Genomic DNA, 24,785 nt, shown 5'->3' with positions numbered 1-24,785 from the left:
CGCCACAGTGCATCAAAATTAGCTAATTTGCCAAATATTGGCCAGCTCAGGCTCTGGTTAATCTGTCCGGGACGCACATCTCATCTCGGAGGAACGAACCTGATGCAGTCGGAAATCGTATCCAGTACCAAGGCTCGGGCGACCATCGGAATCATCACCGGGTCTGGCCCCGAAGCAGGTATTGATCTGTGGGGCAAGGTACTCAAACGCAACAAGGAACTCATCGGTGAATGTTTTCGCGGTGATCTTGATGCTCCCCGAGTGTTGGTCGTCTCGGAACCGTTACTGGGCCTGTCCATGGATCTTGCCGCCAACGAAAAGGCTGTGTGGGAAGCCATGCGCAAGTCGCTGGAGGTACTTGCTCCGAAGGTCGATGCGTTCGCCATCGCTTGCAATACCTTGAACTGGTTCGCCCCGCACATCGAGGCGTTGGGTTTGAGCGACAAGCTCATTTCCTTCCAGTCGGTGCTCGAGCACTGGGTCAAGGAGACTGGGGTGAATAACCTGGCGCTTCTAGGGGCGGGCCCGGTTACCGAAATGGGCGAATGGTCCGCTTATCGCGATCTGACCAGGCTCACCGCGGTTGAACTTCCAGCCAATACCAAAGCGCTTCATACCCTTATCGAAGACGTGAAACGTCTCGGGAGTGAGCATGCCTCCCTTCGTCCTCGGTTCAAGCAGATCATTGATGACCTCGACTCGGACATCGTCATCCTCGCCTGTACCGAATTGCCGCTTATCGCTGATCTGCAAACCGATAAGGCCCTGATCGACGTAACTGATCTGGTTGCAGACGCACTGGTTTCCTATTCCTGCTCGGGTCTACAGGCGAATGCGTTTGAAACCGGTAATGAGGAGCTACCGCTATGAGCAAGGTACGGCTCCCGGATATTTCAATGCTGTCGCGGGCAGGCTTTGTCCTGAAGAAGGAGGCAGCTCATGTCTTTGTCTTCTAGTTCGCCCGCTTCGGATAAGGCTGCCTGCGCACGTTTAAAGCGGCTGTTGGTTCTGCACACAGGCGGCACCATCGGTATGGTTTCCGGGCCGGATGGTTTGGTACCAGGAGAGGGTGTGCTCGAACAGGCCATTGAAAGGCTGGCTCTCGATGGCGTCCAGGTGGTGGTGAACGCATTCGATCCATTGGTGGATAGTGCTGAAGTCGATTTCACGCACTGGAACCGATTGATTGATCTCGTCAATGCCTCGCAGGTCGATGGCGTTGTCATCACTCACGGCACCGACACCATGGCTTTCACCGGCGCGGCCCTGTCGTTGGCGTTGGCTGGAATTACCGTTCCAGTCGTGCTGTGCGGCTCAATGCATCCGCTGAATACCGGTGGCGACGCCGAAGACAATCTTCTATTGGCGCTCAAGGCCGCGAGTGAGAGTTCAGCCGGGGTCTGGCTCGCTTTTGCCAATAAACTTTTGCCTGCCGCTGGGCTGGTAAAACACCACTCCCATGATTCGGACTCGTTCTGCTCCGTGCCGCAGTCCACTACGCCAGAGTTGACGCGGCGATTCCATTTCAAGGCAAAGCGACTGGCGATTCTGACTCTTTCTCCTGGTATGCCGGCTCCAGCGCTAGAGGCCGCTCTGACGCATTTGGACGGCGTTGTGCTGCGGGTCTTTGGTGCCGGAACGGTCATGTCGAATCCGCATCTGGAGCGCGCTCTTCGTGATGCTGTTGCACGTGGCTGCCGGATTCGAGCCGTCAGCCAATGCCAAGAGGGTGGGCTCATGCCAGGAGCCTATGCGGCCGGGGGCGCCCTGTGGCGTTCCGGGGTCGAGAACGGAGGCAGCGAGACGCCAGAGCTAGCTCTGGCACGTTTGTGGATGGAACTTTCGATGTAACAACTCTTGCCAACCAAGCGCGGGCTATCAATCAACGCTCCCGCAAAAAATAATTATTGGAGAGATCGATGGAATTACTGAAAACGCTGTTTGACTATGTCGACAGTCTCACTTGGGGCTGGTCGCTGGTTCCCATTCTTGTGGTTTTTGGCGTGTTCATCACGATCATGTCGGGATTCGTGCAGTTCGAATTCTTTGGTCGAATGTTCCGAGTGCTGTTGCCGAAATACCAAAACAAATCACCTAGCAGTCTGAGTGCTCGCGAAGCGCTTCTGTTGTCTGTAGGGGGGCGCGTTGGCAGTGGCAATATTGCCGGCGTAGCCGTGGCGATCACCCTGGGCGGGCCTGGCGCCGTTTTCTGGATGTGGTGCATCGCATTGGTCGGTATGGCTACCAGCCTTGTCGAGTGCACGCTCGCGCAGCTCTATAAACGCACAGATGGCGATAATTCCTTTCGTGGTGGGCCAGCGGCCTACATTCGCCATGGTCTTGGGCAAAACTACAACTGGCTGGCCATCGTCTATGCCGTTTGCCTTCTGGCAGCCTTTGGCCTGGGCTTCAACGCCTTTCAGGGTAATACCGTCTCAGGTGCCGTGCAGGACTCGTTAGGCATTAGCCGCCCTATCACGGGTGCATTGCTGACGCTCATCACGGGCTTCGTGATCTTCGGCGGAATCAAGCGTATTGCCAAAGCGTCCGACGTAGTCGTGCCAGTCATGGCACTTGGTTATCTGGCTCTGGCGCTAGTCGTTATCCTGATGAACGTGCAAGAGATTCCATCGCTTATCGTGAGCATTGTCTCCAACGCCTTCGGCTTCGAAGAGGCTGTCGCCGGTGGCATGGGCGCGGCCATTGCGCAAGGTTTGCGGCGTGGACTGTTTTCCAACGAGGCCGGTCTCGGTTCTGCGCCCAACGTTGCGGCGACAGCACTCGTAGAGCACCCGGTCAGTCAGGGTATTACCCAGTCGCTCTCCGTGTTCATCGATACGATATTGATCTGTTCGTGCACGGCCTTCATCATTTTGCTGGGCGATGTGTATGTACCGGGCGCAGCTGCTGTGGACGGTGTAGTGCTTACCCAGCAATCGCTGGTAAGTCATCTGGGCCAGTGGTCAAGCTATGCTCTGACATTCGCGATCCTGCTGTTCGCATTCTCGTCGATCATCTACAACGTCTATCTTGGCGAGAGTGCGCTGGCCGCCATCACCAAGTCCAAGCCGGCGTTGTTGGTGCTACGCGTGATAATCCTCGGGATCATCTTCCTTGGGGCCACTGCACCCGAAGCGACTTCGGTGTTCTTCTTCTCCGACCCGGTGATGGGCATTCTGGCACTGGTCAACCTGGTCGCAATCCTGATGCTGTTTCCCACCGCGATGCGTGTAGTTAATGACTACCGCAAACAGTTGAAATCAGGCATCGAGAAGCCGATTTTCGACCCTGCCAAATTCTCCGATCTTGATCTCGACCATGAGGCCTGGAATCCCGAGCGCTGGAAGAACAACTGAGGGATCTGAAAGCCATTTATCATCACTCCCGCGAATGCGGGAGTGATGGGGTTTCAGTATTCCCTGATCGGGCTGCGTACTATCGGTATGTCCAGGGCAAGCTGGCAGCCCTGTATGCATTAAATGGAACGGCAGGTTTGCGGGGCGTTTCGAGCGCTCCTCCGGGCCTGACAAAAAAGCCTCTATAAGGAGTATTCAATGATCCTTGGTCAGCCGCTCGCCCAGTGGCGTGCGCAATATCCGCTGCTCGACGAGCTGATCGCCTTGCGTGAAACCAGCTGGTTCAACCCTGCCGTGGCACCTGTCAGCGAGGCGCTGGGCGATGTGGGCTTGAACGCCGCAGACGTGGCTGATGCCAGCGCCCGTCTTGCGCGTTTCGCGCCTTATCTGGCTCGCGTGTTCCCGCAAACGGCCGCCAGCGGCGGGGTTATCGAGTCGGACATCCTGCCCGTGCCGCAGATGCGCGCGTTGCTCAGCGAAGAGGCCCAGGCAGACGGCGAGATCGGCGCCCTGTGGCTCAAGCGTGACAGCCATCTGCCCATTTCCGGTTCGATCAAGGCCCGCGGCGGTATCTACGAGGTGCTCAAGCATGCCGAGGACCTGGCGTTGGCGGCCGGGCTGCTCAGCCTCGACGACGACTACGCTTGCCTCGACAGCGACGCGATGCGCGCTTTCTTCGGCGGCTATCAGGTTGCCGTTGGCTCCACCGGCAATCTGGGCCTGTCCATCGGCATCATCAGCGCGCGCCTGGGTTTCCAGGCCACGGTGCATATGTCCGCCGATGCGCGTCAGTGGAAGAAGGACAAGCTGCGCGCCCATGGCGTGACCGTGGTCGAGTACGCCAGCGACTACAGCGTTGCTGTGGAGCAGGGGCGGCGGCAGGCTGAAGGCGATCCGCGTTGCCACTTCGTCGATGACGAAAATTCCAGGCACCTGTTCCTCGGCTACGCGGTGGCCGGCGAACGCCTCAAGCAGCAACTGGCGACGGCCGGTGTCGTGGTCGATGCCGAGCATCCGCTGTTTGTCTACCTGCCCTGTGGCGTCGGCGGTGGACCGGGTGGCGTGGCCTTCGGCCTGAAGCTGGCGTTCGGCGATGCGGTGCACTGCCTGTTCGCCGAACCGACCCATTCACCGTGCATGCTGCTCGGCATTCATACCGGACGGCATGAAGAATTGGCGGTGCAGGATTTCTGTATCGACAACCGCACGGCTGCCGACGGACTGGCCGTGGGGCGACCATCCGGCTTCGTCGGCCGCGCCATGCAGCGCCTGATCGATGGCTATTACACGGTCAGCGATGAGCAGCTGTTCCGTTACCTGGCACTGCTTGAGCGTGCTGAAGGTCAGCGCCTCGAACCTTCGGCCCTGGCCGGCATGCCGGGTGTGCTGCGTGTGCTGGGTGAGCAGCAGGGCTATCGCTCGCGCATCGGCCTGACGCCGCAGCGCCTGGCGCGGTCCACCCACCTGGTGTGGGCGACCGGCGGCAGCATGGTGCCGGAAGCGGAGATGGACCATTACCTGGCGCGTGGCCGGCAGTTGCTGCAGGACGCCTGAAAACGCAGAAGCCCGGCACTTGGCCGGGCTTCTGCTTTGCAGCGTTGACGCTTACTTCACTTCCACTGCCAGGCTTTCGGCGATCTTCTTGTTCCAGATCGCCGGGCCGGTGATGTGTACCGATTCGCCGTTGCTGTCGACAGCAACGGTAACCGGCATGTCCTTCACTTCGAACTCGTAGATCGCTTCCATGCCCAGTTCGGCGAAGGCCAGCACCTTGGACTTCTTGATCGCCTGGGCCACCAGATAGGCAGCGCCGCCGACGGCCATCAGGTACACGGCCTTGTTGTCCTTGATCGCTTCGATGGCGGTCGGGCCGCGCTCGGATTTGCCGATCATGCCCAGCAGACCAGTCTGCTCGAGAATCTGCCGGGTGAACTTGTCCATCCGCGTGGCGGTGGTCGGGCCAGCCGGGCCTACCACTTCGTCACCGATCGGATCGACCGGGCCTACGTAATAGATGAAGCGGCCTTTGAGGTCGACCGGCAGTTGTTCACCCTTGTTGAGCATCTCGACCATGCGCTTGTGCGCGGCGTCGCGGCCAGTGAGCATCTTGCCGTTGAGCAGGATGGTCTCGCCCGGCTTCCAGCTCTGCACGTCTTCCGGGGTGAGGGTGTCGAGGTCGACGCGACGTGCGCTCGGGCCGGCTTCCCAGACGATTTCCGGGTAGGCGTCCAGATCCGGTGCTTCCAGCTTGGCCGGCCCGGAGCCGTCGAGCACGAAGTGGGCGTGACGGGTGGCGGCGCAGTTGGGGATCATGCACACCGGCAGCGAAGCTGCGTGGGTCGGGTAATCCATGATCTTCACGTCGAGCACGGTGGTCAGGCCGCCCAGGCCCTGGGCGCCGATGCCCAGTTGGTTGACCTTCTCGAACAGCTCCAGGCGCAGCTCTTCGATACGGTTTTGCGGGCCGCGAGCCTGCAGCTCGTGGATGTCGATGTGCTCCATGAGCACTTCCTTTGCCATCACTGCCGCTTTTTCGGCAGTACCGCCGATGCCGATGCCGAGCATGCCCGGCGGGCACCAGCCGGCGCCCATGGTCGGCACGGTCTTCAGCACCCAGTCGACGATCGAGTCGGACGGGTTGAGCATGGCCATCTTCGACTTGTTCTCGGAGCCGCCGCCCTTGGCTGCGACGTCCACTTCCACCTTGTCGCCAGGGACGATGGAATAGTGGATGACTGCCGGGGTGTTGTCCTTGGTGTTCTTGCGGGCACCGGCCGGGTCGGCCAGGATCGAGGCGCGCAGGACGTTCTCGGGCAGGTTGTAGGCGCGACGCACGCCCTCGTTGATCATGTCGTCGACGCTCATGGTGGCGCCGTCCCAGCGCACATCCATACCGACTTTGATGAATACGGTGACGATGCCGGTGTCCTGGCAAATCGGGCGGTGGCCGGTGGCACACATGCGCGAGTTGATCAGGATCTGCGCCATGGAGTCCTTGGCGGCCGGCGACTCTTCCTTCAGGTAGGCCTCGTGCATCGCCTGGATGAAGTCTACGGGGTGGTAATAGGAGATGAACTGCAGTGCGTCGGCAACGCTCTGAATCAGGTCGTCCTGCTTGATCACGGTCATTGGGGCGCTCCTCTATCAGGGAACATCAACAAGGAAGCGCCGGACAAGACCCGGCGCAACGGCGGAAGAGCAGCTCTGAAAATTATCTTTGATATTTTTCAGAGCTGCCCAAAAAGGCGCGGCAGTATACCGCAGCCAGCCGTGACGGGCACAGCAGCCAAAGGTCGATGGCAAGCGCAGTGGGCGGTTATCGGGCGTTTGCAGAACGACCTCGGTTTTGGCTTTCTGCGTCGCTGCGCCAACTACATCCACACGGTCGTGCCTTGTCAGCGCTATTTGATAATTGGCGGGACGCCAGCCGGGTCACATGCTCATTCATCGCTTGTAACGTCGAGCGCGACTGCAAGCGTTGTCGACTGTTCTCTCTTGCGCCGACTGGCTCGCCGCGATTTTAGGCGGCCCCCTACTGCGGCCTAGGTTTTTTGTGATCACAGGGGTAGAGTACGGCCAGATGCCAGTATGGGATGGAGCCCATGAGCTCAACGACTCGCCGGGGAACGCAACGCAGCCTGCAGAGCCTCCTGCTCAAACGCTTCGCCATGGCCTTCGCTACTTACGCGATGATGGCGCTCGTCTGCTGGTTCGCTGTATTCAATGGCCTTTTCTTCGGTTCCATCAGCACCGCTGCCTGGCTGACCCTGGGTGTTTTCGGCAGCCAATTGGTATTTCTCTGGCTGTTTCTGTCCGGCCGCAACCTGCGATGTGAAGATCCCAGCCTGACCGAAGCCCAGGTACTGGTGGCGCTGGCCTGGCAGCCACCGGTGCTGGCGTTGTTCGACAGCGCGCGCGGCGTGATGATGGTCTTCTACGTACTGATTCTGCTGTTCGGCGTGTTCCAGCTGCCGCCGCGGGTGTTCGTGCGTTGCGCCGCGTTCGCTTTCTTCGGTTTCACTGCGATGATACTGGTCGAGGCCTACCGCATGCAGCTGGTGGACCCGAGCATGGCCTGGCTACAGGTGTGGGTGCTGTTCATCCTGCTGGTCTGGCTATGTCTGTTCTCCAGCTACGTGCAGGCCATGCGCAAACGCATGCGCCAACGCCGCTTCGCCCTTCAAGCGCACCAGGACACCCTGCGTGGGATGATGCGCCAGCTCGAGGACCTGGTCGCCACCGATGAGCTCACCGGCCTGTTCAATCGTCGTCATTTCCTGCGTCTGGCCACTCGCGAACTGGGGCATCTGGACCACGGGCGGCATCACGGTCTGGCGCTGATCGACCTGGACCATTTCAAGCGAATCAACGATGCTCATGGCCATGCTGCGGGCGATCGGGTGCTGCAAACCTTCGCCGCGGTGGCCCGTGCCTGTCTGCGTGACGGCGACATCATTGCCCGCTATGGCGGTGAGGAATTCGTGCTGCTATTGCCCAATACCGATGCTGATCAGTTCACCGCCTGCTGCGAGCGCTTGCGCGAAGCCTTCGCCAAGGCCGAGCCAGTGGGTGTGAAGGTCGATAATCTGAGCCTATCCGCCGGTATGACACTGTTGGTCGCCGGTGACGATCTCGATGAAGCGCTGCAGCGTGCCGATCAGGCGCTCTATCAGGCCAAGCGCGGCGGCCGCAATCGTTGCGACGCCAGCTGGGAGAATGCGGGTGCCTGAGCTGCGCGTCGGGGACCAGCTGCTGCAAGTCGCCCAGCAAACCAACCTGCTCGATGCGTTGCTCTGCGGCGGTGTGGCTGTGCCCTACAGCTGTCGTGCCGGCAGCTGCCATGCTTGCCTTGTGCGTTGCGTTGCCGGCGAGCCGCTGGACCGTCAGCCCGAGGCACTGGCGGTCGACAAGCGCGCCGAGGGCTGGCGCCTGGCCTGCCAGTGCCAGGTGATCGAGGATCTGCAGGTCGAGCCCTTCGACCCGCAGCGCGATGGCTTGTCAGCCACGGTACTCGCACTGGACTGGCCCAGCCCGCAGGTTTTGCGCCTGCGCTTGCAGCCGGCCAAACCACTGCGCTATCGCCCCGGCCAGCACCTGCTGCTTTGGAATGAGCAGGGTGTAGCGCGTCCCTATTCGTTGGCCAGCGTGCCGGGTGAGGACGACTGGCTGGAGTTTCACATCGACTGTCGCCTGCCCGGTGCGTTCTGCGATGCTGCGCGGCGCTTGCAGGTTGGCGACACGCTGCGGCTCGGCGAGTTGCGCGGTGGCGCTCTGCATTACGACGCCGATTGGCAGGCGCGACCACTGTGGTTGCTTGCCGCCGGTACGGGGCTGGCGCCGTTGTACGGGGTCTTGCGTGACGCGCTGCGTCAGGAGCACCAGGGTGCCATCCGCCTGCTGCACGTGGCGCATGAACCGGCCGAGCATTATCTGGCGCACGAACTTCAGGCACTGGCGGAGCAGCACGCCAACCTGCAGGTGGAACTGGTGACAGCGGCGCAGTTGCCGGCTGCTTTGGCCGAACTGCGCCTTGTTTCGCGGCAAACCCTCGCCTTACTCTGCGGCCATCCCTTGACGGTCGACAGCTTCGCGCGGCGCCTCTATATGGCCGGTTTGCCACGCAGTCAGATGCTCGCCGACGTCTTTCTCACTCGCGCATAGGCTATGCCGGGCCGGTCAGGCCTTGCGCCGGTGCGTATGACGCACCCATTGGAGCCCTGGCATGAGCGAGCACCTGCATATCGAGCGCGACGGCGGTCTGTTGACCCTGCGCATGCACCGTCCGGACAAGAAGAATGCGCTGACCCGCGCCATGTACGCCGGCATGGCCGAGGTGCTGGACGAGGCCGAGCGCGACCCGGGCGTGCGCGTGGTGCTACTCACTGGTGGTGAGGCGTGTTTCACCAGCGGTAACGATGTCGCCGACTTCATCAAGGCGCCGCCCACCGGCCTGAACAGCGAAGTGTTCCAGTTCATGCGCGCGCTGTTCGAATTCAGCAAACCGGTGGTCGCCGCAGTGGCTGGTCCGGCGGTGGGCATTGGTACCACCTTGCTGCTGCATTGCGATCTGGTCTACGTCAGCCGTGATGCGCAGTTGAAAATGCCCTTCGTCAATCTTGGTCTGTGTCCGGAGTACGGTTCCAGCCTGATTCTGCCGCGTCTACTGGGACACGCACGGGCCGCCGAGTTGTTGCTGCTCGGGCATGGCTTCAGCGGGGAGCAGGCCGCAGCCTGGGGCATCGCCAACCAGGCACTGGACGACGGTGCGGCGACGTTGAGCAAGGCGCGTGAGATGGCGCAGCGTTTTCTCGACCTGGCGCCATCGGCGGTTGTCGACAGCAAGCGCCTGATGCGTGCGCCGGGACGCGAGGAGTTGCGCAAGGTCATCGAAGAGGAGGGCGTCCTGTTCGGCCAACGTCTGCGTTCGCCCGAGGCCATCGAGGCGTTGACGGCCTTCATGCAGCGCAGGAAGCCGGATTTTTCCAAATTCGCGTAGGGTGCGTCTCGCGCACCAGGGCTGGTTGTGGCTGGAAGACAGTGCACCACGAAAAATCGGTGCGCACCGCGCACCCTACCGGCAAGCGGCTCACTACCAAAAAACAAAAGGCCGCTCGATGAGCGGCCTTTTGCGTTCAAGGGTGGATCACACCATCTGATCGCCGACGTGCAGGATCTTCATGGTGTTGGTGCCGCCGGTACCGTGGTAGCTGTCACCCTTGGTCAGGATCACCCAGTCGCCCGGCTCGACCACGCCGCGCTTGAGCAGTTCGTCCACCGCCGCCTGGCTGACCTTGTTCGCTGGCAGCGAGGCCGGGTCGAACGGCACGGTGTAGACGCCACGGAACAGTGCCACGCGGGCCTGGGCTTCACGGTGCGGGGTGAAGGCGAAGATCGGGATCGACGAGCGGATGCGCGACATGATCAGCGGGCTGTAGCCACTCTCGGTAAGGCTAATGATTGCCTTCACGCCGGGGAAGTGGTTGGCGGTGTACATGGTCGCCAGGGCGATGCTTTCGTCGCAGCGCTCGAAGGTGCGGCCCAGACGGTGGCTGGACTGCTTGCTGGTCGGGTGCTTCTCGGCACCCAGGCACACGCGGGCCATGGCCTGTACGGCTTCGACCGGGTATTCGCCGGCGGCGCTCTCGGCCGACAGCATCACCGCATCGGTGTAGTCCAGCGCGGCGTTGGCCACGTCGGACACTTCCGCGCGGGTTGGCATCGGGCTGTGGATCATCGACTCCATCATCTGGGTCGCGGTGATCACCGCTTTGTTCAGGCGACGGGCGTGAGCGATGATCTTCTTCTGGATGCCGACCAGTTCGGCATCGCCGATTTCCACGGCCAGATCACCACGGGCGACCATTACTGCGTCACTGGCGCGGATCAGGCCGTCCAGCGCTTCGTCATCGGCCACGGCTTCGGCGCGCTCGATCTTAGCCACTAGCCAGGCGGTGCCGCCGGCTTCGGTGAGCAGGCGACGGGCGTAGTCCATGTCGGCGGCATCACGCGGGAAGGACACAGCCAAGTAATCCAGGTCCATTTCGGCGGCGACCTTGATGTCGGCCTTGTCTTTCTCGGTCAGCGCTGGCGCAGTCAGGCCGCCGCCACGGCGGTTGATGCCCTTGTTGTCCGACAGCGGACCGCCGATCAGTACGCGGCAGTGCAGCTCGTCGGCGCCCTTGAGTTCGACGCGCATGACCACGCGGCCGTCGTCGAGCAGCAGTTCGTCACCGACATCGCAGTCCTGGATCAGCGCCGGGTAGTCGATGCCGACCACTTCCTGGGTGCCGGCCGTGCGCGAGTGGCTGGAGGAGAGGCGGAACATGTCGCCGTCCTTGAGCTCGATACGCTTGTTCTCGAACTTGGCGATGCGGATTTTCGGGCCTTGCAGGTCGCCGAGCAGAGCGACATGGCGGCCGTGCTTGGCGGCCAGCTCACGAACCAGGGCGGCGCGCGCCTTGTGGTCGTCCGGCGTGCCGTGGGAGAAGTTCAGACGGGCCACGTCGAGACCGGCGAGGATCAGTTGCTCCAGCACTTCCGGCGAGCTGCTGGCCGGGCCCAGGGTGGCGACGATTTTGGTGCGGCGAAAGGTCATGCACGAACTCCCTAGTGAACTATGTTCGGGAGGCTACTACGCCATTCAGCTGTAGTCATTGTTCCTGTGCACTACCCTTTGCCGTCCGGTTTGATCACCAGCAGATCGCACTCGACGCGTTCCAGTACCCGCTCCGCGGTGTGGCCGATCAGCAGGCTGTCCAGATGGCCGCGGGCGATGGCACCCATTACCAGCAGGCCGATATTGTGCTCATGCACGAATTTTGGAATGACTTCTTCGGTAAATCCGTCCAGCAGGTGTGCCTGCGCCCGATCGATGGCGTAATGGCCAATCAGTTTGTCGAAGGCCTCGCGGTGCTCGCGGCTGCACTGGGTCACGTAGTCTTCGTATTCCTGCGCTACCTCGGCGTCGAACAGCAGCGAGCGTGGCAACGGTGCCTGCGCGTGCAGGTACTCGGCTTGCAGGCCAAGCGCAGCCTGCAGAGCCTGGCTGGTGCGAATCAACTGATGATCGAGGGCGGCAGGTTTGTCCGCGCTGTGCAGCGGGTCGAGCGCGACGCACAGGCTCTGGCCGCGGGGCTTGGCATCGTGCACCAGCCACAGTGGCGCCGGGCAGCGTCGGATCAGTTGCCAGCTGGTATCGCTGAACAAGAGGCGTCGTAGTGCACTGCTGGGATGGGTCGACTTGAACAGGATGTCCGGCTGTAGCACGGCAACGCGGGCGAGTATCTCCTCGTGGCTGCGTTTGCCCCAGCGTACGTCCACTTCGATTCTGAACCTTTCATCGCTCAGGTGGGCGACGCTGGCGCGTAGCGCCTCATGACTCTGCCACAGGATGGCTTCACGGGCGCGGTTGAGCAACTGACTGTCCAGCAGGCCGCTCTCCAGGCTCGGGTGATACTCGACCTGCAGCAAGTGCAGGGCGGCGCCGGTCTCGCGCGCCACTTCGACGGCCCGCTGCAGGGCCGGTTGTTGCTGGTGTTCGGCGTCGATGACGACCATCAGCCGTTGCAGTTTCATGGCAGCGTCCTCACCTGGAGTCTGTGCCTGCATTACAGGCCATGTTCAGGCGAGCGGCATTGATATGGATCAGCGATTTGGCGCTGGTTCGAGAGGGCGAGTAGTCGTGGCGCTGGCGCGGACAAAAAAGGTGAGGCAATGGCGTCATGCGGGGCGTTGCCAGAACAACTATTGCTGTTCAGTTTTCCCCTCGGCGGTCGATACACTGCTCATTGGAGGAATTGCCCATGCGTACCCTGATCATTCTGGCCGTGGCCCTGGTTGCCACGGGCTGTACCCGTGTCTCGCTCGACCATCATCTGAACAACGCCTACCGCGCCTACAACGAAGGTGATTGTGCGCAGGTCGCGCTGGAGCTGTCGCAGGCCGAGCGCAAGAGTCGCTCGCGCAATTACCTGCAACCTGAGATTTCGCTGTTGCGCGGTCAATGCCTGGAGCGCGAGAGCCTGTTCGTCGATGCCGCGCAGACTTACCAGTTCATCATCACGCGTTATCCGGCCAGCGAGTACGCCTACCGCGCCCGCGCGCGTCTGCAGACGCTGGAGCAGTTGGGGCATCACAGCCCGGCGCCGGCAGCCAAGGTCAGTCCGGCCACACTCTGAGCCTTCGGTCGTTCGGCGTTCTTCAGGGGCGCGTGGCGGTATAAGCTGGCGTATGTCTCTCATGGAGGATGAACATGCGTCACTGGTTGTTGATCGCTGTACTACTGCCCTCGCTGGCGACGGCGGAAATCTATCGCTGGACGGACGAGCAGGGGCGGGTGCATTTCGGCCAGAGGCCCGTGGCCGGGGCTGAAACCGTGCAGGTGAAACCGCAGGTGATTGAGCGCGACCAACATACGCGTGAGCGTGAGGAGCGCCGTCAGCGTTTCTACGAGGCGCGGCGTGAAGAGCAACAACAGGCTGCGGCGACAGCAACTGCGCAGCGCGAAGAGCGGGCCAGTGAATGCCGTGATCTGCGCCGACACCTGGCGCAGATGCCTGAGGGCTTTCGCTACTATCGCGAAGGCGCCGGCGGCGAGCGCATCTACTACAGTGATGATGAAACAGACGCCGCTCGTCGCCAGTTGCGCGAGCGGATAGCCCAACGCTGTTCTTGAGGATGGTTAAGTGGCCGTAGTAGAGCCATACTCAAGTCCCTTTGTAGCGATTTGCCACTATGCGTAGCCAGCGCCGAATCGAACGCCATCAGTTGCCCTACTACCTGAAGGTGTTCAATCGCATTACCGACAAACCGATGGGCTCCATCGGCAATGTCTCCCTCGACGGTCTGATGCTGATCAGTCAGTTGCCGATGCTGGTGGGCGCACGCTTCGACATGCGCCTGAAGATTCCAGGCCAGCATGGCATGCATTTCATCGACTTCTCCGCCAACTGTAAGTGGTGCCGTGAAGACGTCAATCCCGGTGTCTACGATTCCGGCTTCGCTCTGGTGGCGCCACCTGCCGACTACGTCGAGATGATCGACGCGCTGCGTTACTACTTCAGCTTTCACAGCCTGGCGGCGTCTGCCTGATATTTCGCTGGTTCGAGGTTGTCGTGCGCTGCGGCGTCAATGCACTGCTGGCGCACGTGCCAGGCTGCGCAAGCGCTGGCTCAATTGCAGGCGCAAACCTTCCTCCTCGCAGAACAGCAGGGCGTGTTCAAGGTCATAGCGCTCACCCTGTGGGCAATCCAGTTGCCGATAGACGTCCGCACGAGCCAGATGATCGGCCAGGTTGGGCGGGCCGAGCTGCAGGACGCGCTCGGCATCCTTGAGCGCTGCTTCCGGGGCATCGTGCTGCATGTGCAGCAGGCGCAGGTTGCGCGACAGGCGTCGCAGCATGTCAGCGGCATCGGCTGTCTGCAGGTGCACCGCGCTGAGTTCGACATCCGGGCCCAGCTGGCGATAGAGCTGATCACGGCAGTCGCGGGTGTACAGGCGGCGTCCGCCGCAAGGGTCGAGCAGGTGATCGGCGCCAGGTACACGGAGCATGAAGTGACCAGGGAAATTCACGCCCTGGAGTGGAATTTCCAGGCGGCGCGCCAACTCCAGTGCAATCAACGCCAGGGGCAATGGTTGGCCGCGTCGGCGGCGTAGCACTTCATGCAGCAGGGCATGGCGCGGTCGTGTCACGCCTTCGTCGTCTTCCTGATAGTCGAGTTCGGCCAGTCGGCGCAGCAGCGGCTGTGCCAATTCGCGAGGGGGCAGGGCGGGTAACCCAGCGCTGACCTGCAGTAACAAACTGTGCAGGTCGCTCAGTATCTGCGCGGGCTGAAGCTGGTCATCGTGTTCGGCAGCGATCCACAGTGCCGCCTCGAACAGGGCGGGAGGGTCGCGTTGCAGGCACTGCAGGCAGGCTTGGCGTGGGCTCATCGCATTCTCCGCTGACTTCTGCTCTTTTAGCTCCTGACAAGGTCGTCGTCCAGCTTGGCTCTCCTATACTGAGGCCTGAAGTCCAACCGGGAGCTCGCCCATGTTCAGCATGATGGAAGCCGCCCGCCTCGAGGCCCTGCATCTGGCCGAGGATCCGGCCAGCGGTCTCAAGGCCGTTATAGCCATTCACAACACCCGTTTCGGGCCAGCGCTTGGCGGTTGTCGCTACCTACCCTATGCCGATGAACAAAGCGCCATTGACGATGCCATCCGCCTTGCCCAGGGTATGAGCTACAAGGCGGCGTTGGCTGGGATCGATCACGGTGGCGGCAAGGCGGTGATCATCCGCCCGGCTCATCTGCAGAGCCGCGCCGCGCTGTTCGAAGCCTTCGGCCGTTTTATCGAAACCCTCAATGGCCGTTACATCACCGCCATCGACAGTGGCACCTCCAGCGCCGACATGGATTGCATCGCCCAGTACACCCAGCACGCTACCAGTACGACCAGTGAAGGTGATCCGTCACCGCACACCGCCTTGGGTGTGTTCGCGGGCATTCGCGCCACCGCCCAGGCGCGCCTTGGCAGCGATGATCTGGAAGGGCTGCGAGTCGCCATTCAGGGCCTGGGCAATGTCGGCTTCGCCCTGGCCGAAGCGCTGCATGCCGCGGGCGCGGAGCTGTTGGTGAGCGACCTCGATGCCGGGCGTGTGCAACTGGCTGTCGAGCAACTGGGGGCGCACCCGATAACCAGCGATGCGCTGCTTGCCACGCCTTGCGACATTCTCGCGCCCTGCGGCCTGGGTGGTGTGCTGAATGCGCAGACGGTCGCTCATCTGCGTTGCGCTGCGGTGGCTGGAGCGGCCAATAATCAGCTGGCCAGCCCTGAGGTGGCCGATCAGCTGGAAGCTCGCGGGATTCTCTACGCCCCGGATTACGTGCTCAATGCCGGAGGCCTGATCTACGTGGCGTTGCGTCATCGCGGCGAGGAACTAGCGGCGATCACCGCGCACCTGGCGCAGATCAGCCGGCGCCTGACTGAAATCTACGCCCATGCGCAGGCTGAAAAGCGATCCCCGGCGCGAGTCGCTGACTACCTGGCAGAGGGGCTGCTCTATCGCACCTAGCGGTTGCCGAGCCCGTTCAAACTGTGGGGGCGCGAAGATAATCGGTAGGCGGCGCCCGGTCGAACTGATGGGTGCACGGTGCAGCGACCTGCGGCAACGCCACACTTGGCGATGCTCACAGGCTAAATTAGCGTGGTGCAAGGAGGATTCACCATGGACTACTTCATTATCGTCGTCACCACCGCTGCCGGCCTTTACTTTCACTGGTGGTTGTTCCGTCGCATTCGCCAGTGGAGTGATCGCGACCTGGCGCTTTCCTTTGCCGAGGGCGATGAGCGCAAACGTCAGTACATGCTCGAACAGCTGGCCCGTGCGCGAGGTGAGGGCGTCAAGCGACGTGATCTGCCGGCATGGCTGGAGCAGGTCGCGGGGCAATACCCAGGCAGCAGAGCATGATGCTGGACGGTTTTACCGAGCAGACCCCTCGTGCGAAAGAGGGGCCGCGCTACACGGTCACTCGCTGGCGGTCTCGATCTCGAGTTCCTCGAGTGCGTCCGGCTGGCTCTTGAACGCCTTGGCAAAGACGTCGCGATTCTTGGCCATGAAGATACCCAGCTCCTCGCCCTGTTCCTCGCTCAGGGATGGAACCGCCTTGTGCAGCACCTCGCTCAGGCGCTCGGCCAGTTCCAGCATCTTGTCGTAACGGTCGGCTTCGGCCTTATCCATGAACAAGCGCTCCGGATCGCGACTGCTGCGATACACCACTTCGACGGCCATTCATCACCTCATCTGCCTTCATGCGTGTCTGTTGGTAGCTGTTTATTTATACAGTGATCCAAGCATAAAGAACTCGCTACCGTTTTGCCAGCAGCGAGTATCGAGAATTCAGCGGTCGCTACGGATCGGGCTGAACTCGACGGGTACCCAGGCGTAGCCTTGGGCTTCCTTGCGTACGTGGCCCAGGCCGGGGAAGGGCAGGTGCGCACCAGCGACCCACAGCTTGTCTGTGGCCGCTTCGGCCAGGATGCGTTGGCGGGATTGCCTGGCCTTGGCGCTGTCGACATCGAACTCGATGACCACTTCAGGCTTGGCGAACTGCACGGCGTGGTTATGCAGAATGTCGCCCCATACCAGCAGGCTCTGTCCACCCGATTTGAACAAGTAAGAGGTATGTCCGGGCGTGTGTCCCGGGCTCGCTACCAGGCTGACGCCAGGCAACAATTCGCCTTCTGTCTTGTAGGGCTTGAGCTTGTTCATCTTGGCATAGGGTGCGACTGCCTGTTGCGCCATCTTGAACATGCCTTGCATGCCTTCGGGGGCCTTGGCCATGGTCGCCTCGTCGAGCCAGAATTCAGCCTCCGCCTGCGGCACCTCCACGGTCGCGTTGGGGTAGGCCGGGCTGCCGTCGGCGTTGACCAGGCCGCAGGCATGGTCCGGGTGCAGGTGGGTGAGCAGCACGGTATCAACCTGCTCCGGCTGGTAGCCGGATGCCTTGAGGTTGGTCTGCACCACGCCGAGAGTCGGGCCGAAGCACTTGGCGGCGCCGGTATCGATCAGCACCAGGTTGTCGCCGGTGTTGATCAGGTAGGCGTTGACCGCAGTCTGCACGCCTTTCTCCGACGCCACGAACATGCGTGCCAGCAGCGATTGCAGGTCCTTGTCATCGATGCCCTTGAGCAGGCTGGCAGGCAGGTCGACGTAGCCGTCATACAGAGCGGTGACTTCGAAGTCACCGAGTGCCATACGGTAGTAGCCCGGTACCTGGGTCTTCTGTTGTGCCGGTGCGGCCGCCTGCAGCGGCAGGCTGACCAGGGCGATCATGGCGGACGACAATGCGGTGCTCAGCGAGAAAAGACGCATGGGGGATCCTTCATTGAGAGTGGCGATGCCGTAGTGTGCGACGCGTCGGGGTATCTTGGCGAGCCTGTGATGTCAGTTTCAGCCTCGTCGCGGTTGGCTGGAGCGTGCCAAATCGTCACATCGCAGCGGCATCCTCGGGCTGGTCTTTTTCCTGCATGATTGTTTCTTGCGAATACCCGAGGTGGGGATTCGGGGTGGTTTGCCAGGTCTCGTGGGGAGTTGAAGGATGAATTGGGCTGAGCGCTTGCGCGAAAACATGCACGGTCTGGCGGAGTCGCTGGGCAATCTGTTGATGGAGGCCTTCCATTACCTGGCGCTGTTCGCCATTGGTGCGATCACGGCCTGGGCGGGGGTGATGACCTTCATCGGCATGCTGGAGAAGGGACACATCACGGTCGATGACATCCTGCTGCTGTTCATCTACCTGGAATTGGCAGCGATGGTGGGGATCTATTTCAAGACCAACCACATGCCGATTCGCTTCATGATCTATGTGGCGATCACCGCATTGACTCGTTTGCTGATTTCCGACATTTCCCACACCCACAAGCCGAGCTGGGGTGTGGTGATGGTGTCGGGGGCGATCCTGCTGCTGGCGCTGGCGATTCTGGTGGTGCGTTACGCTTCGTCACGCTTTCCGGCCGTGGCCGGCCCGCATCCCCGCAACAAGGCGCGCAACCGTGAGGATGCCGAGTCCGAGCGCGACGATACGTCTGATTGATTTGAGGTGGATGACACTCGTTTCATCCGCCATTACTGGCGTGATGGCGGATCGTTGAGGCGAGGTGTCAATCGAGCGGTGCAAACAGCGCTGCCAAGTCTTCCTCATCCAGCTTCCACTGGCCCTGACTGCCGCCGTCCAGCACGCCTTTGGCCAGGCTGGCCTTGGCCTGCTGCAGTTGCTGGATCTTTTCTTCGACGCTGCCGCGGGCGATCAGCTTGTAGACGAACACTGGTTTGTCCTGGCCGATACGGTAGGCGCGATCGCTGGCTTGGGCTTCTGCGGCCGGGTTCCACCAGGGGTCGAAGTGGATCACGGTATCGGCGGCGGTCAGGTTGAGGCCGCTGCCACCGGCCTTGAGGCTGATCAGGAACACCGGAAACTCTCCCGCCTGGAAGCGTTGTACCGGTGTGCGTCGATCCTGGGTGCTGCCGGTCAGCTTGGCGTAGGCGATCTTGCGGGCCTGCAGCTCAGCCTCGATCAGCGCCAGCATCGAGGTGAACTGAGAGAACAGCAGCACGCGGCGGCCTTCGTCGACCAGTTCCTGAAGCATATCCAGAAGGGCGCTGAGCTTGCCGGAATCGTTTGCGCCCAACTCGCCGTTATCCTCTCCGAGCAGGCGCAGATCGCAGCAGCTTTGGCGCAGGCGCAGCAGCGCCTCGAGGATGACGATATGACTGCGTGCCAGGCCCTGGCGGGTGATTTCCTCGCGCACCTTCTGGTCCATCGCCAGGCGCAGGGTCTCGTAGCGGTCGCGCTGCAGCTGGGTCAGCTCGACCCATTGGGTGATCTCAGTCTTCGGCGGCAGTTCGCTGGCTACCTGTTCCTTGTTGCGGCGCAGCAGGAAGGGGCGGATGCGCCCGTTCAGATGTGCGAGGCGATGGCCGTCGCCGCGTTTCTCGATGGGCGTGCGGTAGTCGCGGGTGAAGGCCTTGGCGTCGCCGAGCCAACCGGGCATCAGGAAGTGGAACAGTGACCACAGCTCGCCCAGGTGGTTTTCCAGTGGCGTGCCGGTCAGGCACAGGCGCAGCTCGGCCTGTATCTGAGCCGCTGCGGTGGCCGCCTTGCTGCGCGGGTTCTTGATGTTCTGCGCTTCGTCGAGGATCAGCAGGCGGTAGCGGTGTTGATTCAGCGCCTTGAGGTCGCGTGGCAGCAGGGCGTAGGTGGTGAGGATCAGGTCGTGCTCGGTGATCTCTTCGAACAGCGCCTTGCGCTTGCTGCCATGCAGTGCCAATACGCGCAACTGCGGGGTGAAGCGCGCCGCTTCGTCCTGCCAGTTGGGAATCAGGCTGGTGGGCATGACGATCAGCGCGGGCTTGTCGAGACGACCCGCCTGTTTCTCGCAGAGGATATGCGCCAGGGTCTGCAGGGTCTTGCCCAGGCCCATGTCGTCGGCCAGTACGCCACCGACGCGCAGCTCGGCCAGGGTCTGCATCCAGTTCAGGCCCTGCAGCTGATAGCTGCGCAGTTCGGCCTGCAAGCCCGCGGGTGGTGAGACTTCACGCACTGCCAGGCTCTGCAGGCGTTGGGCGAAACCGCGCAGTTCATCCCCGCCTTGCCAGCTGAGTTCAGGACCCTGCGCCAGTTCGGCCAGGCGCGCGGCGTCGGCGCGACCCAGGCGCAGCGGCAGATGATCGTCGCCAGGGTCGCGGAAATACAGCTCGCCGAGAGTGGCCAGCAGCGGCTTCAATCGGGCGAAGGGTAGGGCGATGCGTTTGCCGCCCTGCGGCAGGCTGACCAGCAGGCGATCTTCGTCGGCGCGCTGGGCCAGCGCTTCGGGCGCCAGCAGCCAGGGCGTTCGGCGAATGGCCTGGAGCAGGATCGGCAGCAGGCTCAGGCGCTGGCCTTCGACTTCGATGCCCAGCTCCAGATCGAACCAGTTCTGCTGCGGGTCTTCCTCGACCTCGGCATACCAGTCATCGACCTCGGTGAGGTTGTACTGGAAGTCGGGGCGCATGTGGATATGCCAGCCTTCGGCGCGCAATTGCGGCAGTTGCTGCTGGACGAAATCCAGCCAGTCGCGCTCGCGTTCCAGCTCGAACGGCTCGCCAGCTTCGGCCGGTAGCGCTTCGCTCTGGCGCAGGGCTACCTGCAGGCCGAGCCTTTCCAGGCGTTTGCGCAGCGTGGCTTCGGCTGCGCCGTCACGGATCAGGCGCAGGTTGGTTTGCTCATCCAGGCGCTTGACCAGGTCCTTGGCCGGCTTGCCGAAGACCTTGTGCCCGGCATAGTCGAAGGCCAGCGCGGCGCGGTGCTGGGTTTGTTCCTGCATGCGTCCCTTGCGTGCGTCGAAATGCACGCGCACCTGGCTGCCCAGGCTGAGGATGGCGGTAGGCGCGATACCTTCCAGGCGCGTTTCCGCCAGTTCCTTGTTGACCACGATGATGTCCGACAGGTCGCTGCCTGCGCGCTGTTGCGCTTCCAGGGTGAGCAGGGCGGCGGCCACATGCTTGCAGTTGAAACCCACCGGGCAGGTGCAGTGCCCGGTCACGCTCCATTTGCGCCCATAGGGGTGCAGGGTAATGCGCTGCTGGTAGGTCTGCCCACCGGAGCCACGGCAGTTGGCGAGCAGGCTGTTGTCCTTGATGCTGAGCAGCTTGCTGCGTTTCTCTTCGGCGTAGCCGATACCGCGACGCAGGTCACCGGCGCCGAATTCCGAGCGCCAGTCTTCCTGGCGGAGTTGGTGGATATCCAGGGGCATCAACGAAGCCCCGAGGCAGAAATGAATGGGCGCATGACTGGGCCGTAGCAATGCAAAGCCGCAGATTTTCGCATAGCCGCGTGGCGATTAGCAGGCGTTGCCAGCAGATTGCCGACAGCAGGGCGGGTACAACCCGCCAGCACGGCTAGCGGAATGCCGCGCGGTACTGCCCGGGTGTGGCACCCAGCGCCTGGCGAAAGCGGTTACTGAAATGGCTGGCGCTGGCGAAGCCGCAAGCCAGCGCCACGTCGCTCAGCGAAGGCTGGGGTTGGCGCAACAATTGACAGGCGCGAGCCAGGCGCCGGGCCAGCACGTAGCGATGCGGCGGCAGGCCGAAACTGCTCTGGAACATGCGCGCGAAATGGTATTGCGACAGGGCGCAGAGCGCGGCCAGTTGGCTCAGCGGCAGTGGCGTCTCCAGATGCTGTTCGATGAACTCGCGCACCCGTTTGCGTTGCAGCGGAGCCAGGCCTCCTTTCAGGTTCAGCCCCTGGCGCAGGCCGACCTGGTTGAGCAGGGCATGGTCGAGCAACTGCTGAGCCAGGCTGCTGGCCAGCAGGCGTTCGCCCGGCTCCTGCCAGTCGAGGGTACAGAGCTGGCGGAAACGCGCGGACTGCTCGGTATCCTCGAGAAAGGTCGCTTCTGCCAGTTGCAGGCTGCGTGGTTCGCGGTCGAGCAGGGCCACCGCACCGAGGGCGAACTGTTCCTGCTCGATGTAAAGGTGGGCGAGTTGAATCTCGCCGTTGATGACCCAGGCCGACTGGTGTTCGGCCGGCAGGATGCACAGTTTGTCCGGTGCGCCCTTGTTGCCCGGCTGCTCGCGGCGAAAGGTGCCGGTGCCGCCGGCCAAGTAGCAGGACAGCGTGTGATGACTGGGCGCCAGGTAGTCGCGCGCATCATGGGCATTGCTCCAGCGCGCCACGGCCATGCCATTACCTAGCTCGGCCATGGCGTGCAGGCACGCGTTGGGCGAGCGACTCATGCTCTGGAACACCTGCAGACGTTCGAATTGCGCCATCACCTTCTCCCTGATGTGGCCATGCTACGCCTGCTGGCAGGCAAAACCAGTGATGCCCCATAAAAAGCGCAATTTTGCGCAAGGCGGGCGTCGTAATACCTGGCACGCCGTTGAATGGCAGCGGTTTTTTTGCATGGAGCCAAGGCGCGGTGCAAGGACTCGGAGTATCGTGGCGACCATTCAGACAATGACCTGTATCCAGGATGCCGCACCCGATGAAATACCTGCGCCAGTTCGCTCTCGTTTCTGCCCTGTTCGCCCCCAACTTGCTGGTCGCTGCGCCATCGATGGATGACAAGTCGGCTTTCATCGCCGACCTGGTAGGGCGTATGACTCTTGAGGAAAAGGTCGGCCAACTGCGCCTGATCAGTATCGGCGGCGACATGCTGCGCGAACGCATTCGCGAAGAGATGGCCGCGGGGCGCATCGGCGCCACCTTCAATTCGGTGGTGCGCCCGGAGAACCGTCCGATGCAGGAGGCTGCCTTGCGCAGCCGCCTGGGCATCCCGGTGTTCTTCGCTTACGACATCATCCATGGTCATCGCACCACCTTTCCCATCGGGCTGGGGTTGGCCTCGAGCTGGGACATTGCCGCCATCGAAAACAGTGCCCGGGTCGCGGCTTTCGAGGCCAGTGCCGATGGTCTGGATATGACCTTCGCGCCGACGGTGGACATTTCCCGCGATCCGCGCTGGGGGCGCACGTCCGAAGGCTTCGGTGAAGATCCCTACCTGGTGTCGCGCATCGCCGCAGCCATGGTGCGGGGTTACCAGGGGAAAGACCCCAGCGACCCGCAGCGCATCATGGCCAGCGTCAAGCACTTCGCCCTGTACGGCGCGGTGGAGGGCGGGCGCGACTACAACGTGGTCGACATGAGCCCGATGCGTATGTACCAGGACTACCTGCCGCCTTATCGCGCCGCCATCGATGCTGGCGCCGGTGGGGTGATGGTGGCGCTGAACGCGATCAATGGCGTGCCAGCTTCGGCCAATACCTGGCTGCTGCGTGATCTGCTGCGCCGCGACTGGGGCTTCAAGGGCGTGGCGCTCAGCGACCACGGCGCGATCACCGAACTGCTGCGCCATGGTGTGGCAGCCGATGGCCGAGAGGCGGCAAAACTGGCCGTCACCGCAGGTGTTGGGATGAGCATGGCCGACACGCTCTACGATCAGGAGCTGCCGGCGCTGGTGCGCAGCGGAGCGCTACCACAGGGCGTGCTGGATGAGGCTGTCACCCATGTGCTGAACACCAAGTACGACCTCGGCCTGTTCCACGATCCGTTCCGCCGCATCGGTCGCGCCGAAGACGACCCGGCCGATGTGAATGCCGAAAGCCGCCTGCACCGCGCCGATGCGCGGGCCATGGCGCGCGACTCGCTGGTGCTGCTGGAAAACCATGGCGACACGCTGCCGCTGAGCAAGAAGACCACCGTCGCCCTGATCGGCCCGCTGGCCGACTCGCCGGTGGACATGCTCGGCAGTTGGTCGGCGGTCGGCGTGGCCGAGCAGGCAGTGACCCTGCGCAAGGGCATGGAGGCGGCGCTGCAAGGCCAGGGCAAGCTGATCTACGCCGTGGGCGCCAACGTCACCGATGATGCCCATGTGATCAATTACCTCAACCAGCTCAACTGGGATCGCCCGGAAGTGGTGCTGGACAAGCGCACACCACAGGCGATGCTGGAAGAGGCTGTGCGTGTGGCTTCCCAGGCCGACGTCATCGTCGCGGCGGTGGGTGAGGCGCGGGGGATGTCCCACGAGTCGTCCAGCCGCACCCGCCTGGATCTGCCGGACAGCCAGCAGGCCTTGCTGCGCGCGCTCAAGGCCACCGGCAAGCCGCTGGTGCTGGTGCTGATGAATGGCCGCCCGCTGGCGCTCGGCTGGGAGAAGGAAAACGCCGACGCGATGCTGGAAACCTGGTACAGCGGCATCGAGGGCGGCCATGCCATCGCCGACGTGCTGTTCGGCGAGCACAACCCTTCCGGCAAGCTGCCGATCACCTTCCCGCGTTCGGTCGGGCAGATTCCCACCTACTACAACCATCTGCGCCTGGGCCGTCCATACACACCCGGCACGCCGGGTAACTACACCTCGCAGTATTTCGAGGAGCCCAACGGCCCGCTGTATCCGTTTGGCTACGGTCTGAGCTACAGCGACTTCGAGCTGTCGGCGCCGAAGCTGTCCGCCGAGCGCATGACGCCGGATGAGAAGATTCGCGTCAGCGTCACGCTTAAGAACGCCGGGCCAAGGGCTGGCTCCACTGTCGTGCAGCTGTATCTGCACGACGAGGCCGCTTCGGTGATCCGTCCGGTGAAGGAACTCAAGGATTTTCGCAGGGTCAAGCTTGAAGCAGGTGAGGCGCGCGAGCTGAGTTTCGACATCGACGAAACCATGCTGCGTTTCTACAACGCCAGCCTGCAGCATGTCAGCGAGCCAGGTGCCTTCCGTGTCCAGTTGGGGCTGGATTCGGAGAGCGTGCAGGAGGCGCGTTTCGAACTGTTGCCACGCCAATGAGGGCGTGGCCCAAGGAGGCGAAAAATATACTCGCGCGAGCACCTGTGCCGGACTTCACGATCTGGTAATAATGCGCAGAAAGAATCCGCGCATGCGGAGACGTCACCGTCCGGTTGGCTGTCTGCATCG

22 protein-coding genes are annotated in these 24,785 nt (G+C 62.4%); 14 read left to right on the top strand and 8 right to left on the bottom strand.

Annotation, left to right across the window (positions count from 1 at the left end; genetic code table 11):
• Positions 1–102 precede the first annotated feature (102 nt).
• The 4 genes from ACNFCJ_RS04540 (at position 103) to dsdA (ending at position 4,910) form a co-directional block, all read left to right on the top strand.
• A complete protein-coding gene (locus ACNFCJ_RS04540; protein WP_179544291.1) occupies positions 103–870 on the top strand; it encodes an aspartate/glutamate racemase family protein in 768 nt (255 codons plus the stop codon).
• A 69-nt stretch (positions 871–939) separates the two neighbouring features.
• Positions 940–1,851: an asparaginase domain-containing protein gene (locus ACNFCJ_RS04535; protein WP_416770029.1), complete on the top strand. Its 912-nt coding sequence runs from the start codon at positions 940–942 to the stop codon at positions 1,849–1,851.
• A 68-nt stretch (positions 1,852–1,919) separates the two neighbouring features.
• Positions 1,920–3,356 (top strand): alanine/glycine:cation symporter family protein, encoded by a 1,437-nt coding sequence (locus ACNFCJ_RS04530; RefSeq protein ID WP_416770027.1) that lies wholly within the window; start codon positions 1,920–1,922, stop codon positions 3,354–3,356.
• Positions 3,357–3,554: 198 nt separating this feature from the next.
• Positions 3,555–4,910, top strand: coding sequence for a D-serine ammonia-lyase (dsdA, locus tag ACNFCJ_RS04525; protein ID WP_416770025.1), 1,356 nt, complete (start codon positions 3,555–3,557; stop codon positions 4,908–4,910).
• A 51-nt stretch (positions 4,911–4,961) separates the two neighbouring features.
• Here dsdA and ACNFCJ_RS04520 read toward each other — a convergent pair whose 3' ends face one another.
• On the bottom strand, positions 4,962–6,485 hold the full coding sequence (locus tag ACNFCJ_RS04520) for a fumarate hydratase (protein WP_416770024.1): 1,524 nt from the start codon (positions 6,483–6,485) through the stop codon (positions 4,962–4,964).
• A gap of 473 nt (positions 6,486–6,958) precedes the next feature.
• Between ACNFCJ_RS04520 and ACNFCJ_RS04515 the strand changes: the two genes are divergently transcribed.
• The 3 genes from ACNFCJ_RS04515 (at position 6,959) to ACNFCJ_RS04505 (ending at position 9,852) form a co-directional block, all read left to right on the top strand.
• Positions 6,959–8,086 carry a sensor domain-containing diguanylate cyclase gene (locus tag ACNFCJ_RS04515; RefSeq protein ID WP_125880545.1) on the top strand — a complete coding sequence of 376 codons (1,128 nt, stop codon included), beginning with the start codon at positions 6,959–6,961 and terminating at the stop codon, positions 8,084–8,086.
• Entirely contained in the window at positions 8,079–9,017 is a 939-nt protein-coding gene (locus ACNFCJ_RS04510; RefSeq protein ID WP_416770023.1) for an iron-sulfur-binding ferredoxin reductase, read from the top strand. The genes ACNFCJ_RS04515 and ACNFCJ_RS04510 overlap by 8 nt, the downstream gene beginning before the upstream one ends.
• Before the next feature lie 61 nt (positions 9,018–9,078).
• On the top strand, positions 9,079–9,852 hold the full coding sequence (locus tag ACNFCJ_RS04505) for an enoyl-CoA hydratase (protein WP_416770022.1): 774 nt from the start codon (positions 9,079–9,081) through the stop codon (positions 9,850–9,852).
• A 147-nt stretch (positions 9,853–9,999) separates the two neighbouring features.
• Here ACNFCJ_RS04505 and pyk read toward each other — a convergent pair whose 3' ends face one another.
• The gene (gene pyk / locus ACNFCJ_RS04500) at positions 10,000–11,451 is read right to left on the bottom strand and encodes a pyruvate kinase (protein WP_416770020.1); all 1,452 of its coding nucleotides are present in this window, start codon (positions 11,449–11,451) and stop codon (positions 10,000–10,002) included.
• Between the two features lie 71 nt (positions 11,452–11,522).
• A complete protein-coding gene (locus ACNFCJ_RS04495; RefSeq protein ID WP_416770018.1) occupies positions 11,523–12,431 on the bottom strand; it encodes a universal stress protein in 909 nt (302 codons plus the stop codon).
• Between the two features lie 227 nt (positions 12,432–12,658).
• Here ACNFCJ_RS04495 and ACNFCJ_RS04490 point away from each other — a divergent pair, with 227 nt between their 5' ends.
• The 3 genes from ACNFCJ_RS04490 to ACNFCJ_RS04480 all read left to right on the top strand — a co-directional run bounded on the left by ACNFCJ_RS04490 (position 12,659) and on the right by ACNFCJ_RS04480 (position 13,946).
• A complete protein-coding gene (locus tag ACNFCJ_RS04490) occupies positions 12,659–13,033 on the top strand; it encodes a tetratricopeptide repeat protein (RefSeq protein ID WP_099525661.1) in 375 nt (124 codons plus the stop codon).
• Between the two features lie 74 nt (positions 13,034–13,107).
• A complete protein-coding gene (locus tag ACNFCJ_RS04485; protein ID WP_416770015.1) occupies positions 13,108–13,530 on the top strand; it encodes a DUF4124 domain-containing protein in 423 nt (140 codons plus the stop codon).
• A gap of 59 nt (positions 13,531–13,589) precedes the next feature.
• Positions 13,590–13,946, top strand: a complete 357-nt coding sequence (locus tag ACNFCJ_RS04480; protein WP_125835502.1) for a PilZ domain-containing protein — start codon at positions 13,590–13,592, stop codon at positions 13,944–13,946.
• Positions 13,947–13,982: 36 nt separating this feature from the next.
• Here the strand turns inward: ACNFCJ_RS04480 and ACNFCJ_RS04475 are convergent, their stop codons facing one another.
• Positions 13,983–14,786: a SirB1 family protein gene (locus tag ACNFCJ_RS04475; protein ID WP_169969265.1), complete on the bottom strand. Its 804-nt coding sequence runs from the start codon at positions 14,784–14,786 to the stop codon at positions 13,983–13,985.
• A 100-nt stretch (positions 14,787–14,886) separates the two neighbouring features.
• Between ACNFCJ_RS04475 and ACNFCJ_RS04470 the strand changes: the two genes are divergently transcribed.
• The gene (locus tag ACNFCJ_RS04470; RefSeq protein WP_416770013.1) at positions 14,887–15,909 is read left to right on the top strand and encodes a Leu/Phe/Val dehydrogenase; all 1,023 of its coding nucleotides are present in this window, start codon (positions 14,887–14,889) and stop codon (positions 15,907–15,909) included.
• Positions 15,910–16,062: 153 nt separating this feature from the next.
• The gene (locus ACNFCJ_RS04465; protein ID WP_003462367.1) at positions 16,063–16,305 is read left to right on the top strand and encodes a hypothetical protein; all 243 of its coding nucleotides are present in this window, start codon (positions 16,063–16,065) and stop codon (positions 16,303–16,305) included.
• Positions 16,306–16,362: 57 nt separating this feature from the next.
• Here ACNFCJ_RS04465 and ACNFCJ_RS04460 read toward each other — a convergent pair whose 3' ends face one another.
• On the bottom strand, positions 16,363–16,626 hold the full coding sequence (locus tag ACNFCJ_RS04460; RefSeq protein ID WP_003462365.1) for a YebG family protein: 264 nt from the start codon (positions 16,624–16,626) through the stop codon (positions 16,363–16,365).
• 108 nt (positions 16,627–16,734) lie between these two features.
• On the bottom strand, positions 16,735–17,709 hold the full coding sequence (locus tag ACNFCJ_RS04455) for an MBL fold metallo-hydrolase (RefSeq protein WP_179574176.1): 975 nt from the start codon (positions 17,707–17,709) through the stop codon (positions 16,735–16,737).
• A gap of 226 nt (positions 17,710–17,935) precedes the next feature.
• Between ACNFCJ_RS04455 and ACNFCJ_RS04450 the strand changes: the two genes are divergently transcribed.
• Positions 17,936–18,430, top strand: coding sequence for a phosphate-starvation-inducible protein PsiE (locus ACNFCJ_RS04450; protein WP_125835507.1), 495 nt, complete (start codon positions 17,936–17,938; stop codon positions 18,428–18,430).
• A 67-nt stretch (positions 18,431–18,497) separates the two neighbouring features.
• On the opposite strand, the gene ACNFCJ_RS04445 is transcribed toward ACNFCJ_RS04450, so the two are convergent.
• Together ACNFCJ_RS04445 and ACNFCJ_RS04440 are read right to left on the bottom strand one after the other, a co-directional pair.
• Positions 18,498–21,128, bottom strand: a complete 2,631-nt coding sequence (locus ACNFCJ_RS04445) for a DEAD/DEAH box helicase (RefSeq protein ID WP_416770012.1) — start codon at positions 21,126–21,128, stop codon at positions 18,498–18,500.
• A 145-nt stretch (positions 21,129–21,273) separates the two neighbouring features.
• A complete protein-coding gene (locus ACNFCJ_RS04440) occupies positions 21,274–22,146 on the bottom strand; it encodes a helix-turn-helix domain-containing protein (RefSeq protein WP_416770010.1) in 873 nt (290 codons plus the stop codon).
• Between the two features lie 215 nt (positions 22,147–22,361).
• On the opposite strand from ACNFCJ_RS04440, the gene bglX reads away from it, so the two are divergent.
• On the top strand, positions 22,362–24,656 hold the full coding sequence (bglX, locus tag ACNFCJ_RS04435; RefSeq protein ID WP_416770008.1) for a beta-glucosidase BglX: 2,295 nt from the start codon (positions 22,362–22,364) through the stop codon (positions 24,654–24,656).
• Positions 24,657–24,785 lie beyond the last annotated feature (129 nt).

This window comes from Pseudomonas sp. NY15364, assembly GCF_048068235.1.
Taxonomy (GTDB): domain Bacteria; phylum Pseudomonadota; class Gammaproteobacteria; order Pseudomonadales; family Pseudomonadaceae; genus Aquipseudomonas; species Aquipseudomonas mendocina_D.
Note: the sequence above shows the minus strand (reverse complement) of the source record. Positions and strands in the feature narration are given on the sequence as shown.